The 18,328-nt window shown below is 43.3% G+C and carries 16 protein-coding genes; 2 read left to right on the top strand and 14 right to left on the bottom strand.

Translation table 11 applies throughout. From position 1 onward, the window contains the following. Positions 1-180: 180 nt before the first annotated feature. From Q4592_RS20290 to ubiE, 13 genes are all read right to left on the bottom strand, one after another. Positions 181-2,406, bottom strand: a complete 2,226-nt coding sequence (locus Q4592_RS20290; RefSeq protein WP_303516522.1) for an alkaline phosphatase — start codon at positions 2,404-2,406, stop codon at positions 181-183. A 381-nt stretch (positions 2,407-2,787) separates the two neighbouring features. Beyond that, positions 2,788-3,636 carry a hypothetical protein gene (locus tag Q4592_RS20295; protein ID WP_303516524.1) on the bottom strand — a complete coding sequence of 283 codons (849 nt, stop codon included), beginning with the start codon at positions 3,634-3,636 and terminating at the stop codon, positions 2,788-2,790. Positions 3,637-3,648: 12 nt separating this feature from the next. Continuing rightward, on the bottom strand, positions 3,649-5,091 hold the full coding sequence (locus Q4592_RS20300) for a GIY-YIG nuclease family protein (RefSeq protein ID WP_303516526.1): 1,443 nt from the start codon (positions 5,089-5,091) through the stop codon (positions 3,649-3,651). A gap of 36 nt (positions 5,092-5,127) precedes the next feature. Further along, positions 5,128-6,141 (bottom strand): YafY family protein, encoded by a 1,014-nt coding sequence (locus tag Q4592_RS20305; RefSeq protein ID WP_303516527.1) that lies wholly within the window; start codon positions 6,139-6,141, stop codon positions 5,128-5,130. A 206-nt stretch (positions 6,142-6,347) separates the two neighbouring features. After that, entirely contained in the window at positions 6,348-8,291 is a 1,944-nt protein-coding gene (locus tag Q4592_RS20310; protein WP_303516528.1) for a methyl-accepting chemotaxis protein, read from the bottom strand. Next, positions 8,288-9,205 (bottom strand): hypothetical protein, encoded by a 918-nt coding sequence (locus Q4592_RS20315; RefSeq protein ID WP_303516529.1) that lies wholly within the window; start codon positions 9,203-9,205, stop codon positions 8,288-8,290. Before Q4592_RS20315 ends, Q4592_RS20310 begins: the two co-directional genes overlap by 4 nt. Positions 9,206-9,383: 178 nt before the next feature. After that, complete coding sequence (locus Q4592_RS20320; RefSeq protein WP_303516530.1) at positions 9,384-10,163, bottom strand: TatD family hydrolase; 780 nt, start codon at positions 10,161-10,163, stop codon at positions 9,384-9,386. A gap of 11 nt (positions 10,164-10,174) precedes the next feature. Continuing rightward, positions 10,175-10,918 carry a twin-arginine translocase subunit TatC gene (gene tatC / locus Q4592_RS20325; protein WP_137672552.1) on the bottom strand — a complete coding sequence of 248 codons (744 nt, stop codon included), beginning with the start codon at positions 10,916-10,918 and terminating at the stop codon, positions 10,175-10,177. 3 nt (positions 10,919-10,921) lie between these two features. Further along, a complete protein-coding gene (gene tatB / locus Q4592_RS20330) occupies positions 10,922-11,335 on the bottom strand; it encodes a Sec-independent protein translocase protein TatB (protein ID WP_303516533.1) in 414 nt (137 codons plus the stop codon). A gap of 2 nt (positions 11,336-11,337) precedes the next feature. Further along, positions 11,338-11,574, bottom strand: coding sequence for a twin-arginine translocase subunit TatE (gene tatE, locus Q4592_RS20335; RefSeq protein ID WP_137672554.1), 237 nt, complete (start codon positions 11,572-11,574; stop codon positions 11,338-11,340). A gap of 45 nt (positions 11,575-11,619) precedes the next feature. Continuing rightward, positions 11,620-13,248, bottom strand: a complete 1,629-nt coding sequence (gene ubiB, locus Q4592_RS20340) for a ubiquinone biosynthesis regulatory protein kinase UbiB (protein ID WP_303516535.1) — start codon at positions 13,246-13,248, stop codon at positions 11,620-11,622. Then, positions 13,245-13,844 carry an SCP2 domain-containing protein gene (locus Q4592_RS20345; protein WP_303516537.1) on the bottom strand — a complete coding sequence of 200 codons (600 nt, stop codon included), beginning with the start codon at positions 13,842-13,844 and terminating at the stop codon, positions 13,245-13,247. The genes ubiB and Q4592_RS20345 overlap by 4 nt, the downstream gene beginning before the upstream one ends. Before the next feature lie 9 nt (positions 13,845-13,853). Continuing rightward, the gene (gene ubiE / locus Q4592_RS20350; protein WP_303516539.1) at positions 13,854-14,606 is read right to left on the bottom strand and encodes a bifunctional demethylmenaquinone methyltransferase/2-methoxy-6-polyprenyl-1,4-benzoquinol methylase UbiE; all 753 of its coding nucleotides are present in this window, start codon (positions 14,604-14,606) and stop codon (positions 13,854-13,856) included. A gap of 306 nt (positions 14,607-14,912) precedes the next feature. Here ubiE and Q4592_RS20355 point away from each other — a divergent pair, with 306 nt between their 5' ends. Further along, a complete protein-coding gene (locus Q4592_RS20355; protein ID WP_303516540.1) occupies positions 14,913-17,006 on the top strand; it encodes a hypothetical protein in 2,094 nt (697 codons plus the stop codon). Between the two features lie 79 nt (positions 17,007-17,085). On the opposite strand, the gene Q4592_RS20360 is transcribed toward Q4592_RS20355, so the two are convergent. Continuing rightward, positions 17,086-17,370 carry a hypothetical protein gene (locus tag Q4592_RS20360; protein WP_303516542.1) on the bottom strand — a complete coding sequence of 95 codons (285 nt, stop codon included), beginning with the start codon at positions 17,368-17,370 and terminating at the stop codon, positions 17,086-17,088. Positions 17,371-17,890: 520 nt separating this feature from the next. Between Q4592_RS20360 and Q4592_RS20365 the strand changes: the two genes are divergently transcribed. After that, positions 17,891-18,325 (top strand): hypothetical protein, encoded by a 435-nt coding sequence (locus Q4592_RS20365; RefSeq protein ID WP_303516544.1) that lies wholly within the window; start codon positions 17,891-17,893, stop codon positions 18,323-18,325. Positions 18,326-18,328 lie beyond the last annotated feature (3 nt).

The raw sequence follows: 18,328 nt of genomic DNA on the forward strand, positions 1-18,328 counted from the left end.
AATAGGATTTTGGTTTGGCTGATCTCTTTCTAACTCTGGCACCAGCGATAACCAAGGGTTTGGAGTCGCCAATACTAATGGGCTAATTAAGCCAGCAAAGACAAAACATAATATTCGTAACATAGTTCACCTGAAGTCCTCTGAACTATGCCAAGGCACAGTTCAGAGGTAATAGCTTATTTACTCAGCGTCTAAAGCGCCGCGCATTACATTGTAAATCGCAGTGTTGTCTACCGAACGGCCAACAAAGGCATGTGAATTTAAGCCCCAAGAAGCAATAGGTACATCAACGTTAGTATGGCTTCCCCACTTCCAACTGACTTCTGGTACTACACCTACACCGTTGGTTTTCTCAAGCTTCAAACCACCCGTTTCGTGATCGGCAGTTACAATGACCATTGAGTCACTGCGTAAATCAGCCCAGTTAGCGACTTCTTCAACCGTGGTATCAAAGGCAATGGTTTCATGAATCAAACGCTCTTCATCGTTAAGGTGACCAGCAAAATCAATTTGCGAACCTTCTACCATTAAGACAAAGCCATTAGGATTTTTAGACAGAATATCTATGGCTACTTGAGTCATTTCATTCAGCTGGGGAATGTCTTGCTCTTCGTAACTTTTCTGATCGCCAAGCGGTAATACATAAGGGATTTCGTCTTCACCAAAAATACCGGCAAATAAAATTTCTGCATCAGGGTCTGTTGCAGGTAACGCAGCTACCGCCGGGATCATGTCAGTTTTGTTTTTAACGATGGTGTAACCACCTAGCGCAGCCTGCTGGCTAATCACGTCTACGTCATCAACTTGCTTACTGCCACATAAGGCAACGTTTGGCTTTACGTCGCCAAACATACTTTTTGACAAGGTAACAAAGTCATTTCGGTTCGGACCGTGTGAAGCAAAAGCTGCAGGTGTAGCATGCACACAGTGCGACGTAGCAACAATACCTACTGATTTACCCTGTTTTTGAGCATATTCCAAAATGGTTTCTAAATCAGAACCATCACCCGGACGCGCTTGAGCAATGGTGCCAGAGATAGCTTTACGGCCTGTCGAAATAGCGGTTGCCGCGGCGGCTGAGTCGGTATAGTAATTCATGCCTAGCTCGGCAAGATTTTCGTAACCTAGAGTATCAGCGCTGGCGGTTTTAATATCACCACGATGCTTGCCAGATTCTAGGAATAAGGATTCACCTTGATAAGCACGAGTAATATCAATTTGCCCATAACCCATACCATCGCCAATCATCATTACAATGTTGTTCGCAGATACGACCTCAATAACATCTATGTCTTGGCTGTCGCTAGCTTGGCCTTTGTTAATGCTAAGGTTTACTTGATAACGGCCTAGAGAATCGGCGGTAGCTAACTGACGAATACCCTCAATGGTTTGAGCCTCGTCGTTGGCTAAACCAACTGTAATATCACCTTCCGTTTCCCACGTATAACTTTGAGCAAAGGTACTGCCATCGGCGGTAACACTGGTGGCTAAATCAGGTACGGTGATGGTGTCGTGACCCACTACCGCGCGCATTTTAGACAAGGTTAGTGGCACCGCTTGCTGGCCATCGCCCAAGGTTGATAAAGAGAATACATAAGTACCCGCTTCAACCTGCGCAGACATTTTTCCGCCAGGGTAAGTCGTTAATGACGACTCACCTTCGCTTAGGCTAATTGGTTGGTTATCTAAAGAACCGTAAACCAAAGGTTTATCTATACCTTGATGCAGGTTAAAGCTAATGGTGCCAGCTTCAGCAAATTTTACCTGTAATTGGTAGTTACCGGCACCCGCGTAGCTAAACTCGCTGCTGTCATTAGCAGTCCAATCGTTAAAGGTACCCACTAAGTACATCGCTTGGCTTAAGTTATCTACGTCGGTATCGGTGATGTTTTCAATTAATAAGGTGGGGTTGTTAATCGTGGCCGACGAATCTAAGGTAAAGCGATACACTTGGTCTTCATCGCTGGAAACTGTGATATCCATATTTTGGTTACCAAAGTCGTCATACTTGCGTTGCAGCTCCATTGGAATATCAAATACCACTTCGGCATCAGCGTCTTCACCAATGGCTAAGTCACGCTCAGCGCTCCAGCTTGGATCAGAGATTTTAAATGAGTACTCACCGGGCTGCATGCTGAACAAAGCTATGTACTCGCCTTCTCCCTGGTAATGCAGTTGTGCTTCTGGGCGCGACGACCAGCTATTCATAGAACCTTTAATGTACAAACGGCAATCTTTGTTGGCGTCTTCAGCGATCTCTTCTTCGCTACATTTAAATGGCCCTAAATCGATGCTGTCTGCGATTGGCGGATCAACATACACATATTCTGTGTCGTCAGAACATCCTGCTAAAGCAGAAGCAATTGATACCCCAGCCACTACTTTTAATACTTTCCCTAATTGCATTAGATTTCCTCAATAAGTACTAATTAACTTGCGAATACATCGAAATAAATACCGCGGGAAAACTAGACCCGTAACATTAAACTTTTATTAACCCATTGATATATAGAAAATAAATATGGCAAAAAACTACCAACAAAGATCATTTAAAGATGAAAAATAGGGGGATAACACTAACGATTGTTTAAGAAAGCCTTTTCATGGGGCGGTGAAAACATTTTCAAAAAGCGAAAAATAAATAATAAGAAATATATGTGACAAGCATAAACGGGCTTGCCAAAGTGAGCCTATTTACCGGGTTCTTATTTCCTTTTAGTAAACAAACACAGAAACCGCTATGTGGCCGCGGCCTCTGCATGTGAAACTCACCGAATTAACTTAGCCCTAAATGACTAATAAAAGGGCTGATACACCTACAACTACCCCAACAATGCTGAGCACACCATAGATATGAGTGAGCTTTTTAGAGTTCTGCACTTTTCCCCCCAAATCTTGCTGTAAGCTTATAATTTGTTGCTCAAGCTTATGAACTCTTTGCTCATGCTCTGCCAGCTGAATCGTTTGCTCTGCATCTAGCTTCTCTTTCTCGCTTAAAGATGAACTTAGAGCAGACAGTTGGCTTTTATTCTCATCGATATTCTGGAGGTTTTCTTTAATCGAAGAAGCATTAGTTTGAATGCTAGAGAAGTTATCTACGATTTTAGTTTGATTCGACTTAATGCTCGTTGAGTTGCTTTGCACACCAGCAGCATTTGACTCAATGCCTTGCTCAATGGCTAAACGAAGTTCTACTTGTTCTTTGATTTTTTCGACAATTTTACGTTCATTTTTTTGAGACTGTCCTAAATCTCCGGTAATAGTTTCTTGCTCTTGATCTAGCTCCACTAACTTATCAACTAAAGCACCATAAAAGCCTCGTAACACCTCATTCTTCACATGATTTAGCTCAATCAAAAACATCACGACTTTTTGAGTGGCATGCAGGTTTAAACCCAGAGACTTCACCTGACTGGCAATTTGTGCATCAGTTTTTCCTCTTAGATTACTTAACAGGCCGGTTTTAATCTCTTCACCATTTATGTCTTCAACATTGCTCATAGAATGCTGAAGCTGTTCTTTAAATTCACCCAAACGAGAGACTAATTCTTGTACATGCGTTTGATCTTGACGAGTCAGCTGATTAGATTGTGGCAAACTTATTGTTGTATCTTGATTGGTACCTGAATTTGTCATTTTGTTCTCCTATTAAAACTCAATATCTTCTCGTACAGCAATCTTTCGCGATGATACTGTTGTTAGCCTTTCCGTGTGACTTTCTACTTCTGTAACCAGCAATACGCTTGACTGAACATAGCTTTCTAATGAATTAACCATTTGTATGTTCATTCTGGATGACTCTATTAGTTGAGTTGCAGATTCTTGTAAATGCTGCTTGGTTTCGGTGTAGCCACCCACAATAAAATCTACAATTTTTGGCACAAACTCATTCAGGTAGTGACCTGTTATACCAAAGCCCATAGCCGAAATTATTGCAGCAATAAAGGGCGCCATTGGCCCTGCGATGGGGGTTAGTTGAGCTTCAAACACAAGATCCATGCTTCCCCAAAAAACAGTATTCGCACTCAGTACGATGGTCTGGGTAGCTTTCTCAATTAACTGCTCTTTAGTCATCGTGTTTCTGTTTTTATATAGATCCCAAGCTGCAGAGCCCAAGTCATAGAGATTTTTAGCCAACTGATACATTTGACTAATGGCTTTGCTAAAGGCGTTTACGACAAATTCAAATACCCCCTTCAGCATCTCAGAGATGTTGGTCAGCTGGTTTTTAAGGATCTGAAATATCTTTTTCAGCAACCGCTTAAGCCGTTCGATAAACATATGTTCACCCGACAAAAAGAAGTCCACCAGTTCGTCCTTAAAGGCTTGAATACTCTCTGTAATAGCCTTCTCCACCATTGACCAACCACCATTTTTAAGCGCTTCTTTACCTGCTCCCATGGCCAGTTCGGCTCTGCTCTCTAAACTGTCTTTTACTTTTTTTGCTTCTATATTCGATCGAGAACCTTGCTGGTTTAAGAGCTCTTCCTTGGCATTAACGACATCATAATCTTCAGAGCTTCTGGCCTCCTGAATCAACGATGCTTCCAAGGCTGCAGCAGCCTCAGGACTCTCGCATTCAATCACCTTTACAGTACAGCCTTCATCAAACTCAGCTTGTAACTTATATTTCTCACCATTTTTTTCTTTTTGTTTATTCTCATTAAGATGACCAGCCTGCCAGCGCTTTTTAACATTAACCGCATCGCCGATATAACGAACATTGCCTTGCTTGTCATACACTACGTACACACCCGGTTTATCAGTAGTGCTTGCCAACCCCTCAGCTTGCCCATTTTTAACGGTAAATTCACTATCGAACTTTAGCGATGCTAGGGAGAGGATCCCGTGCGAAAAGCTTTTGCTTATGACTTCTTTCCACACAGAGCCACGTTGTGCCACTTCGATAGCGTCTTTCGCCGATGCAGCTTTAATCGTATTTTTAAACGTAGATTTAATCCCAGGCTGCTGCCCAGAAGTAGGAGTGCGACTGCGATTACGGTAACCCGCGATGAGCTTACGATTAATATTTTCTATCGCCTTATTCACAACTTGATCCTGAACAGGACTTAACTTTCTGAGCTCTTCCATAGATTCTCACTTAATGTTTTTTCAAATTTGGTAGTACTACACTGCATATGCATCAGCGAGTTCTTCGATTGTTTTTTTAATCTCATTTACCCAACAATCTGGCTCTAAAACGTGTATCCGTGAATTAAGGCTAAACAGCCACCAGAGGGTTTCTTTATTGTTAGGGACTTTAGCCATCAACCTGTAAGGGCGTGGTTCTTGTTTATCACGCTGTATTTTTTGACTATCGCTGATGGGTGCTTCTTTGAGAGTGATTGCCAACTCACTGCTAATGTTGGCAATGAGCATTACATGAGCTTGAGGCGATTCACTCCAACCCAGCGCGCCAGATTGCAAATACTCGTCTAAATTGAAATCTGCTGGTGACGCGCAACTTTCGGCCTGTACTTGAGCTTTACGGAAACGGTGAAGTGCGTAAATAGTAGGTGTTTCATAGCCCTCTACAATGGCTACGAGGTACGAACATTTGGATTTATTAACAATACCGAGAGGGTTAAGAATGAGCTCTCGCTCTTTAGATTTCTTGCGGCTGTAATAACTTACCTTGACCTGCTGCTCATGAAGCAACGCGTCACTTAGTTGCTGCCATACTTGCTGATTTATCTCCGGGAGCACAAACTGGAGGCCATCAGGAATAGTTCTCACCTTACTTCGCCATTTGCTTAATTCGTTCTGCTGTAGCGCATTTAAGTGGCGCTTAGCTTGATTGGTTTCCCTCGTAATTAGCGATAGCGCTGCATTGGGTAATTGACGTTTAAGAAAGGGCTCGGCCAATGCAAAAGCGAGTGATGTAGCAGTATCAATGGCAGGCAGTGAAGATGAGTATTCAGCAGTTAAGCTCCAACGATAAGGCTTGCTAGATTCATCTACTATTAGCGGGAATATACTAGAAAGTTTTTGTAAATCTCTTTGTATGGTTCGCTCTGATACCTCGAAGCCTCGTTCTAACAAGCGTTCCATCAATGTAGTGCTTGCAATACGTCCCGGTGGCTTTGGGATCATTTGCAACATACTGAGTTGCCTTAACAGCGGATCCTTGGCTAGCGACATACAAATTCCTTAAACTACTGAGGTGTATGCATACGCTACAACCAATCTGCGACAAATCATGTCGCAAGACATTATCATTTTAAATCATACGTTTATATTACATAAAGCCAAGAGAACGGAGTCACACTTCCTGGCTCATTTTCCCCTTTAAATAAAAAAGGGAAGCATATGCTTCCCCTTGTATTGATCAGTGATAGTAAACAGTTTTATACCTTAAAATTGGCAATACTGGCTTGTATCAATCCACTCAATTGACCCACTTTTTCAGCCTGTTGAGCTGTGTGCTCGGTACCTTCTAAACTGCGTTGCGCAGCCGATTCAATATCTTGCATCTCGTTGACGACTGTTTCCGAGGTATTTAACTGTGCATCACAAGCAGCCGTTACGTCATCCAGCAAGTTAGTAATATCGCTAACTAACTGGTGAGTCGTTGCTACTGATTGCTGCATTTCCGACATCAGTTCAAAACTAGCGCTAGCTTGGCTGCGCCCTTGCCGCATTTGCCCTTCGGTTTTTTCTGCACCTTTGACTAATTCTCCCATCATTTGCTCAATTTGATCGGTAGAACCACGGGTTTGCTTGGCTAAGTTCCTTACCTCATCAGCCACTACCGCAAAGCCGCGACCATGCTCTCCTGCGCGAGCCGATTCAATGGCGGCATTTAACGCCAGCAAATTAGTTTGCTCTGCAATGCCATTAATCACTTCTAAGATCTTACTGGCATCTTTACTATTTTGCGCCAGCTCTCGCATATCTTCAGATGCGCTATCCACCTGCCCCACTAGCTGCTTTATTTCAGAGGTGGCGGATTGAGTCAGCTGATTGCCGTGTTCGGAGGCTTCATCAATCGCAATCGCAGAGGTATCAGCACTGCGTACATGATCAGCCACTTCGCTAAAACCTTGCGATAACTGACCAATATGGTGGCTAACTTCGCCAACCACTTGCTGCTGTTGGCCCATTTGGTCTTTAGATTGCTGAGCCAAATCATTTAGCTGCCCTGCTGCCAAATTAAGCTCCACCACGTTAGTATTAATAGTGGTTACAGTGGTTTGCAGTAATGCAATAAACTGGTTAAAGGCTTCGGCTAGCTGCGCTAACTCATCCTTGCCTTTTACTTTAAGCCGCTGAGTTAAATCACCATCTCCTTGAGCAATCGCTTGCATCGCTTCAACCATGGTCACAATAGGTTGGCGAATCAAACGGGTAATTATCCAGCCCATGAGTAGCGATATCACCACAATAGACAAACCAAAGGCCATATTAGTCCAGGCGGTTTGTTGTAATTGTTGGCTAATGGCTCGGCTAGAATTACTGAGCACTTGCCATTGATGTTGCTGGCTGTCACTCGCACCCTGCACCACTTGCTCAGCGGCAGGGTTTAATAGGTCTTCCATTAGCAATTGACGCTCTTGCAGTAACTCAAATAACCGAGAGGCCGAGGTAGCCAGCTCGGCAACGTCTTTAGCCACAAGCTTAATCCAGGCTTTGTGGTGCTCTCGGTTTAGCCCTTTTTGTAAATCTAACAAGGCATTTTCTGCACCAAATAGCTCTAAATAGAATTGGTCTTTACTGCGATCATCTTGGCGGTTTAAATGGCTCATTAAAGCAATAGCAGCGGCTTGAATATGATTCGCTAAATTAACGGTTAATCCCGGTAAACGGCCAGAGTTCAGAGGATCTAAGGTGGCATGAATATCAGCGCTATTGGCCAGCGCATGTGGTACTAACTGGCGTAACACAGCATTTTCAAGACGGCTCACTTCTGCTAATAAAGGAACCAATTCAGCGGCAAAATGTTGGTCTAGCAACTGGGAGTTACTGGTAATCTGTTCGGCGTTATCAAAACCAGCAAGGTGAGGACTCCCTCCTAGTTGCTCCGCCTGTTGCGATAACTGTTGGTAGCGCTGTAATAACTGAGGGTCTTCGCTTTGGCTAAAGCGTGATTGCACCACTAAACGCTGTAAAGCATTTACCGACAACTCACCCGCTAAGCGGGCTCGTGGCTCAACTTTTTGCGAAAACTCAACGGTTTGTTGCTCAACATTTTTTAGCGCTAACATGCTGCTCCACAGCATAATGCCCAGCAGCACCACAATACCAACAGGAATCAGGGCGATTTTTTGACTAAGGCTCAATTTGCCCATCATAAGGCTGGCGCTCCTACCATCTGTAACAAACCACTACGCAGTTGCACCAACTGCGCGTATAGCAAGTTCGCATTGCTAAGGTCTGCCATTGGTTCTGCAGGGCTGTCTTGTTCGATTTGTAAGATGGTTTTAGCTCGATGTAACTCGGCACGTAAATTAACGGTGCTATCCACCACTTGATAGAGGCTGGATTCCCCGGTAGGTAAACGCCCTGGCTTGCTGGGTTCTATCGCCAATTGGCGGAATAAACGTTCTAATAAATACAAACACTGAAAAGCCACAATATTAGCGTCTGTTAACTCGCGGTTTTGAAAATTGTCTAGTGATGCAAAGTTCAGTGGTAAGTCTTTTAACTGGCTTATCTGTTGTAGATCGCCCTTAATGATCGCGAGGTTCTTGGCTAACGCGGTGTTCCCTTCTCGATCAACTAAATCAACAAATAAGGCCTCAATAATCACCAATTGTTGGTAAACATCATTCACTGATTTCCCTAAGGGACGCTCTACGTCTGCGGGCTTACTCGCCGCTATTTTAGTCGCCACAGCATCAAGTTGTTGCTCTAACAACTCCAGATAAGGCATAACGCTACGTGGCCGAATGACACGATAAGCCACGTTTTTATTAGCACTAACAGGCACGCCATGCTTGCTTTGCAGCTTGGCAGCAAACTCACTTAACTGCTGGCTCTTAAATACCAAATGGATAGCCAGCTTATCGGCAAAAATTTGCGGTTCGGTACTAAGTGCTGGAAGCTTTTGCTGTTCACGAATCGCCACCAGCTGTTGAGTGATGACTTGGGTTTTCTGATAAAGGTGGTTGTTGTTTACAATCGCCGCCACGCTAACAGGGCTAAACACCAGCAAACAGCCAATGGCAAAACCGTATCGTTGAAGAAATAACACTAATCTAATCAAAGTATAATCTCGTCCTTGAGGCGGCTTTTTAAAGCCGTTTTGAAGCCTATTCGGGTTTATTTCCAGACTTATCTTTCAAGCATAGGAATCTTTTAAGCATATAGCCAAGCAAGAACTACACCCAAGGTGTGAATAATAAGACAAAACTCAAGGAAACATCAAAAAAGTGACAAGGTGATTACAGTTGGAATAATTGTTTGGCGTTTTGCTGTACTTGTTGTTGTAGCTCAAACACATCTTGCTGGCGTAAATCGGCTACCCGCTGGTAAATGTGCCCTAAATAACAAGGCTCGTTACGGCGGCTTTTAGGTTTGGGTTTAAGATCTCGTGGCAGCAGGTAAGGCGCGTCAGTTTCTAGCAGTAAACGATTATCGGGAATTTCGGTGACGCGTTGCTGTAAGTCTTGACCTCGGCGTTCGTCACACACCCAACCGGTTATGCCAATGTAGAGGTCTAAATCTAAGCAGGCTTTAAGCGCTGCTTGGTCGCTAGTAAAGCAATGCAACACTGCACCAGGCAGCTTATCGCGCCAAGGAGTAAGAATATCGATAAAGCGCTGATGGGCGTCTCGCTCATGCATTACCACCGGCATGTGTAACTCTGCCGCTAAGGCGAGCTGCGCTTCAAATATCGCTTCTTGCTGAGGACGAGGTGAAAAATCACGATTAAAGTCGAGGCCACACTCTCCCACAGCCACCACCTGCGATTGCGCCAATAAAGGTTTTAACTCGGCCAGCTGTTTTACACTTACCGATTTAGCATCGTGCGGATGCACTCCCGCAGTGGCGTAACACAGATTTGGCCATTGCAGTGCCAACTCACTGACTGCTTGGCTTTCTTGCATGTCGGAAGCAAGCAATAACATGCCATTAATGCCCGATTGTTGGGCACGCTCAACCACCTCGGTGCGGTCTTTATCAAACTGCGAACTGGTAAGATTAAGCGCGATATCAAACATGAGGCTTAGGCTTAGGCTTGTGCTTCTTCGTCATCATTCTTGCGTACATAAAAACGCGCAAAGAATAAACCGACTTCAAACAGCAGCCACATTGGCAAGGCTAATAAGGTTTGAGAAATCACATCTGGCGGGGTTAACAACATACCCACCACAAAGGCCCCTACAATCACATAAGGACGCTTGCTACGCAGCTTTTCCGGAGTAGTCGCACCCGACCAACACAGCAACATGGTGGCAATGGGGATTTCAAAGGCTAAACCAAAGGCAAAAAACAGCTTCAGTACAAAATCGAGGTAATTAGAAATATCGGTGGCAATGGTTACGCCTTCTGGCGCTACCGCAGTAAAAAATGCAAAAGCCAGCGGGAATACCACAAAGTAGGCGAAAGCCACTCCAGCATAAAACAATAAACCAGAGCCAAATACCAAAGGAATGAGTAACTTACGCTCGTGTTGATACAAACCCGGCGCGATAAAGCCCCAAGCTTGCGCCAATAAATAAGGCATCGCTATAAACGCCGACGCCACTAAAGTGAGCTTAATAGGCGTGAAAAACGGCGCGGCTACGTCGGTAGCAATCATACTGGCGTTATCGGGCAATACCGCTAACAAAGGATCGGCCACTAGCGAATAAATATCGTTAGCAAAATAGACTAGGCCAAGAAATACAATTAAACAGGCCAATACGCCACGCAGCAAGCGATTGCGTAACTCAACTAAATGCTCAATTAGGGGTTGCGCTGGGGCATCACTCATAGCTTATTTTTTATCTTCTTGGTTGGCTTCAGGTTGTGAATCTGCAGGCATTTCCACCGTGTCGGCTTGATGCTGAGTATTTGCAGGATCAGCCTTTTCAACATCAGGCTTATCGGATGTGGTCTTTTGATATGGGCGAGTGACAGACTCGGCGCGTGCCTTTAAGGTTTCAAAAGACTCACTCAAATCACCATTCAGTGATTCTAAGCCTTGTTGCTCGGCCTTTTTCAAGTTTTGATGCAGCTCATCCAGCTCAAGCTCTTGCTTTAGCTCGGTAGTCACAGACGATACCGACTGCTTCACTTTATTAACCACCGCCAATACACTGCGAATAGCACCCGGCAAACGCTCTGGGCCAAGAATAACCAAGCCCATAATCGAGATTAAAATTAACTCCCAAAAGCCAATATCAAACATGCTTAACCTTGCTGCTGGTCTTTGCTTTTAGTGGTTTCTTCAGTTTGCTCTTTATTTTGAGCGAGCTGTTCTGGCGTAGATTTTTCTGCAGACTTGGCATCATCGTCGTTCATGGCATTTTTAAAACCCTTCACCGCTGAGCCTAAATCTCCACCCATGTTACGTAGTTTTTTGGTGCCAAATAACAACACCACAATGACCGCTACGATCAACAGTTGCCAAATACTAATTCCACCCATCTGTTTTTCCTTTTACATTCTTGTTTGGCCACAATGGCCATAGTTCTATTTTAGTTGTCGCCAGCTAATTAACCCAGTTAAACCACTACATACCGCTAAGGCTGCAGCAACCATGGGTAGGCTTGAGTAAATGACCGCTGCCGAAATTAAGCTAGAAGCGGACACCAAAGCCAAAATTAAGCTACGCTGACGTTGCTTTTGTTGCTGCAAATACTGTGCAGTAAACTGTTGAAACTTAAGCTGCTGTTGCTTGGCCAATTGCAGGTTATCATAAACCAACTCTGGCAAATGCGGCAGCGTTTCTAACCAATAGGGTGCCTTTTCTTTAAACGCAGTAAACACTGCTTCTGGCCCCACTTGTTTGCGCATCCAGCGCTCTAAAAATGGTTTCGCTGTGGCCCACAAATCTAACTCTGGGTATAGCTGTCGTCCTAAACCTTCTATATACAGCAAGGTTTTTTGTAACAATACTAATTGCGGCTGCACTTCCATGTTAAAACGTCGCGCAGTGTTAAACAGGTTTAACAATACATGGCCAAAAGATATTTCTGATAAAGGCTTAGCAAATATTGGCTCGCACACCGTGCGAATCGCTGCTTCAAACTCTTCTACCTTGGTATCTGAAGGCACCCAACCGCTATCTACATGCAGTTGCGCCACTTTGCGGTAGTCACGATTAAAAAAGGCCAAAAAGTTTTCCGCTAAATAGCGTTGGTCTTCTTTGTTTAGCGTTCCTACAATGCCGCAATCAATACCTATGTATTGCGGATCTTCTGGGTGCTCACGCGAGACAAAAATATTACCCGGGTGCATATCTGCATGAAAGAAACTGTCGCGAAATACCTGAGTAAAAAACACTTCTACGCCACGTTCTGCCAACAATTTCATGTTGGTATTTTGCGCTTCTAACTCGTCAATATTGGCCACCGGAATACCGTAAATACGCTCCATCACCAACAAGGTTTTACGACAATGCTCACTATACACTTCAGGAACATACAGCTCTTTTGCGTCAGTAAAGTTACGGCGCAGTTGAATTGCATTCGATGCTTCGCGAGCGAGGTCTAATTCATCAACAATAGTTTTGCGATATTCTTCAACCACTTCTTTAGGACGCAAACGGCGACCGTCAGCGAAAAACAGCGCAAAAAACCCAGCTACGCGCTGCATTAGCGCGATATCAGACAAAATAGTGCGCTCAATGCCAGGGCGAATAACTTTAAGCACCACCTCTTGGCCATTTTCTTTTAAGCGAGCGGTATGCACCTGGGCGATAGACGCAGACGCCAAGGGCTGCATATCAAAATCATCAAACAGATTTTCAATAGGCTGTTCTAAGGCCAACTCAATTTGTTGTTTCGCTAGTTCACCAGAAAACGGCGACACTTGGTCTTGCAGTAAAGCGAGTTCGTCGGCAATGTCTGGCGGTAACAAATCACGGCGGGTAGACATCATTTGGCCAAATTTAATAAATACCGGCCCGAGTTCTTCCATCGCCATTCGAATACGCGCGCCAGGTGCGCTATTTTTATGCTGATTGCGCCACCAAAATACTAGGCTGCGTAAAAAACGTAGCGGCCACGGCCAAAAACGTTTGGGTAACAACTGGTCGATACCATACCGACATAAAGTACGATTGATTTGCCTAAAACGAGCGAACTCTTTGGGGGTCATTCACTCAATTCCTGTATTCTCACGGCCAAACTGTCTAGGTCTTTGGCAAGTGTCTGTACTTGCTGCTGCCACGTTTGGTATTCCAATTGCCCCACTAGCAATTTCCACTCTTCGCTAGCCAATTCGGTAAATTTTTCAGGGGTTTTGTTAAATAAACTTTTTAACGCTTCGGCGACCATACGGCCTTTAGAGACTATTTGGTAAGCCGCAACATCACCCACTCGTTGGGATAGTTTTTCTTCAAAATCTGGGTCTAGCTGCAAGAACAAATCGGCAAACTGCTGAGCAAGTTTAATATCGCCCTCTAGCTGCAATTTGTCTTGCTTAATTAAACTAGGAATTTTGTCTGCCTGTTTAAGCTCAGCTAAGGTGAACAAAGACAAATTCAAACTGCAATCTGCTTGGCCTTCAAACTGATTCAGCACATCTAACTGTTGCTCGCTAATCACAAAGTAAAAACACGGCAGAGGTTGGATTTTAATAGCCAACACTTTACCAGCCAGTTGGCTGCGGCGAGCTTGGCTGGTGTCATCTAAGGCTAATACTTGATTACTCAGCGCTTCTACACCAGCGGAGATTAATGAGGAAAAGGGCATAGCGGCCTCTTAAAACTTGTAACCGCGATGCAGAGCGACCACACCACCAGTTAGATTGTAGTAATCAACGCCTTCAAAACCGGCTTGTTGCATCATGCCTTTTAAAGTTTCTTGGTCTGGGTGCATACGGATAGATTCAGCCAAATATTGATAACTTTCAGCATCGTTGGCGATCAGTTGGCCCATTTTGGGCAACAAGTGAAATGAGTAAGCGTCATACACTTTGCTTACGGCCTCTATCTCTGGCTTAGAAAATTCTAATACCAACAAACGACCGCCCGGCTTAAGCACGCGATACATAGAACGCAGAGCGGCGTCTTTATCGGTCACGTTGCGTAAGCCAAAACTAATGGTTATCACATCGAAGGTATTGTCTGGAAAGGGCAGCGCTTCTGCATTGGCTTGAACATAACGCACATTGCCTACAATGCCTTTATCACGCAGTTTACTACGACCCATTTTAAGCATTGAGTCGTTAATGTCAGCCAATACCACTTCGCCAGTATTTCCCACAATACGAGAAAACTTAGCGGTTAAATCACCGGTACCGCCGGCTAAATCTAGCACCTTTTGGCCAGGGCGTACGCCACTGCAATCAATGGTGAATCGTTTCCACAAGCGATGAACCCCACCCGACATAAGATCGTTCATTACGTCATATTTAGCCGCTACCGAATGAAAAACATCGGCCACTAAGCCAACCTTTTCCTCGCGGTTTACCGTTTTATAACCAAAGTGGGTAGTGTCTTGCTCAACGCTCATATTTGTTTCCTACTAATGCGGTCTGCGGCTAGTGTACTGTAGCTGAGCTCATGCTCCAACACTTGCACCAAATCCACCCTTAGTTTTTTGTAGAAAGCATGAACTTCTAACTACTAAGCCTTTAAAGCGATAGCCAAAGCCCAGGTGAATGCGTCACGGTGCTTGCCTTTGGAATACATTAATACCGTTTCAAATTGATCACTTGAATCGTAATAGCGTTAAACCATAAAAACTAGTTCATCAATTAACTGATTTTTCACTCAATTTACTGGTATATTCGCGCTTCAGATAATTAAGGAATTATATATGACTCAAGGAATGAGTTTAGCTTTCTGTATGCTATCTATTACTACCGCAACAGCCTTTCTATTAGGTTGTGGTGGAAGCAGCTCTGATGTAATCGAGCCTCCCAAGCCAAATAGTCACTTATCAGACATATCACAAGAAAACTTAAACATAGTAGAACGGGTTAGTAGCATTAGCCTATATCCTACTGAGCTGAGTAAAATAGCCGTTAGTGGGTTAAACACCTTAGGCTTGAAAGATAGTTTCAACGGTAAATGCGATGACCCTCATGGATATTTCGATATAACTGCTAAACGAAAGGTAGAAGAGGAATTTAACGCAAACGATACAGTGACTATATCATGGTCCGACTGTTATTTACCTCAGCTAGATTTAAGTGATACAGAAGGCGACATTAGTATTTATATCGAAAGCGTTAGCTATCAGCAACAAATCACAGAGCTTTCGGCTGTGATTAAGTATTCCAATATCGTCGGAAATAAATATATAAAACTTGATGAAGGGTGGATACCCGAATCACAATCAATAAGTGGTGAGCACTCTATAAAGTATGTTTTTGAAAATGAAACACAACAAGTACATAGTTTTCATACACCAAATCAAACGACCCAAATTACTCCCTACTTTATTATAAATGATGTTTCAATCCATCAGTCTCATGACCTGTATAACAACTTAACGTCAATTGACATTGGCGCGTTAGTCAAATGGACGGATAAAGATACTCAACTGACATATGGCATCACAACTGAAAGCACTCTGGAAGGCATTTTAGGTTTAGGCTTTCAAAGTGGAGAGTTAGTGATTAATGGAAACGCCGAGCAATTTCTCAAATTGACCCCGAGCCTTGAAGAAACTGACTCTACGGTGGTTGAAAATACTGAAAAGCACTTCGAAGGCATAGATATAGATAGCACCTTTGTCGAAACAAAAGAATCTATCTTTGGAGAGGCTGGGGTCATCCAACCCATTTTACAAAACAACATATTCGAACTACAAACAATCAACTCGTTCGCGGGCTTACTCACGGGATTGCTCACTAGCGATCTACCTAGATCAGATTACTTTGATAGAAGCGGCTCAAATTATCGTCATTTACCTCACTTTACTGATTTTTCTTTAGGCGATAGCTTCAGTGTTTACACTTTCAATAAATCGCTAAGCAGCGAGCCTGAAGATGTAGTACTTACCTTAACCCATTCTGAATCTCTAGTTAATGCAGTTGACATTGCAACTGAGGTTTCTCGTTTGAACCATAAACTAACGATTACACCAATAGAAACTCAGCCTGGACAAGGTTTTATGCCTGGAGAGACTTATATTCTATATGCTGGAGAATATGAACCTATTGCCTTTGTAACTATGGCCGGAAGTTTTAAAACATCTGATGTAACAATAGAAGATATTGACGATTTATTTATCGAGCCTAAAGCAACTGTTTATTTGTCACCTAAAATCACCGGAAATTTTAATCAATCATACTGGAATGTGCTAACAGACCCAGAAAATGAGCTATCAGTTTCAAGTCCTCATTTTACAAGCACTTCAATATCCATAGATTCTAGTCCTCAAACTATTTTTCAACTGGATCTTACTTTATATATAACGAATATAAACGGCTCTCTTTATGATCCTTTAGCCACTTTTAAGCCTAAGTTCAAATGGACTGCAATTTACGTAGCAATGCAAGTCGCAAATAGTGACAAAGACAAAACTTATCTACAGATAAGCGAATACAGCAATGTTAAACCGCAAACCACTAAACAGCGGTTTATAGGTAGGATAGAAGACTGTATTGATTCCGAGTGGACAAGTTGCTACGAAGAAAGAAATATCTACTTAGGTAGAGACTTCTTAACTGGTGAGCTTTGGCTAACACTTTCAGGCGGCAGGAAAATATCGGAGACAATCACAGAATATACGGATGTTAATATGCACCGGAAAAATGTTAATTTTCTAGAAGATTGCTTGGTAGATCGAGTTGAAGTAGTAAATACACAGGGAGATATTTCAGGTACGCGTAGCGACTTTACTATCCACTGCAATCAAGAAACTGGGTATATAAAAGGTTTTATTCATAACCAATATCTATAGATGTTGGCCAGCATATACCTGATAACAAACCAGCATTCAAAAAACCTTCGCAAAAAAAGCGCCCCGTAGGGCGCTTGGTTCACGTTTTGATTTTCACCGTTTGCTGTCGAATACGCCATGCTTTATCGCTGCTCTGACGTTTAACATTCTTACTGGTGCCTTCTGGCTCAACTTTCTGCAATTTAACTCTAAATCGACCATCCGGATCAGCCCCAATATCTTTGGCAATGTGAGCACTAATACCCTCTACTCGCCAGCTTTGTTGGCGCTGCTGCTTAAGCCATTGCTGGGTTTCAAGATGCTGTTGATAACGCAGCAATAATTCTACGGTAAAAGTTAATAAGCGAATTTTAAGTGACATCATGTCTCGTTCTCCTTGATAGAGAGCGAAGTGATGCAGTATAGAGAGAATGGTCTAGCTATTTCCTTACTGCGACACTTCGCAGCTCGGATAAAATTGAAGGGGTCTCAATCTTAGTTTGCTGCTGGCCCTTTGGTTCGGCTGCCATGTTTATTATTTCGCATGGCAAGCGAGGCTGCGGGCACAAGTCGGGTTAAACGGTATGCTGAACATAAACAATGTTTCATGGTTCCCTCGACTTAAGCAGTAATTGATTGAATACGTAACATAACGTGAGCCTGCTCAAATAACAAGCAAGCAAGGTAACTAAATTGAAGCTTTTTTGTAAGCCTTGGTAACCCTAGTGTATTAGCACTAAATATCTGATTATTTTAGGCAAATATACTAATGACTTATTCACTTCAAACGCTTACAAACTAGTATTTGCAGTTAGCCTCAATTACGCGTTTAATAAACGACAGTTTAGGCAATACACACTAAGTGAACCTGACACCCCGTTTCAATGAGTAGATCTGAGGTTTGAATGCATCCAGCCAGCCATGGTTATTATGAATTACACTTTCACCAAGATTTCCTGTTGGCTCAGCTTTACGATAGTTGGAACGTCACCACCACCAATGAATATCGCAAAGATATAAAACACACGGTGGGTCAGCTTGAACAACAGCCTTGGGCGGCCATTTTTGATATCCGCGATTGGCAGTTTCTCACCCCAGAAAGTATCCCTGTGATGCAAAAGCAAATTGGCTGGTGTTTACAAAACCAGTTGAGCCACTGTATTTACTTAGCTCCAGATTCTGGAATTTTGGAGTATTTAAAACAGCAAGCTCACGCTCAAGTAACTGAACACAATTGCAAATTTGTTCAAGTGGCCACGGTAGAAGAATGCCTAACAACCTTAGAAAACTGGCAGGTGAACGTACCCAAGCCAATCTCTGCGCTATTACAACAAACCTGAATC

Origin of the sequence: Agarivorans sp. 1_MG-2023 (genome assembly GCF_030548385.1) — a bacterium.
Taxonomy (GTDB): Bacteria; Pseudomonadota; Gammaproteobacteria; order Enterobacterales; family Celerinatantimonadaceae; genus Agarivorans.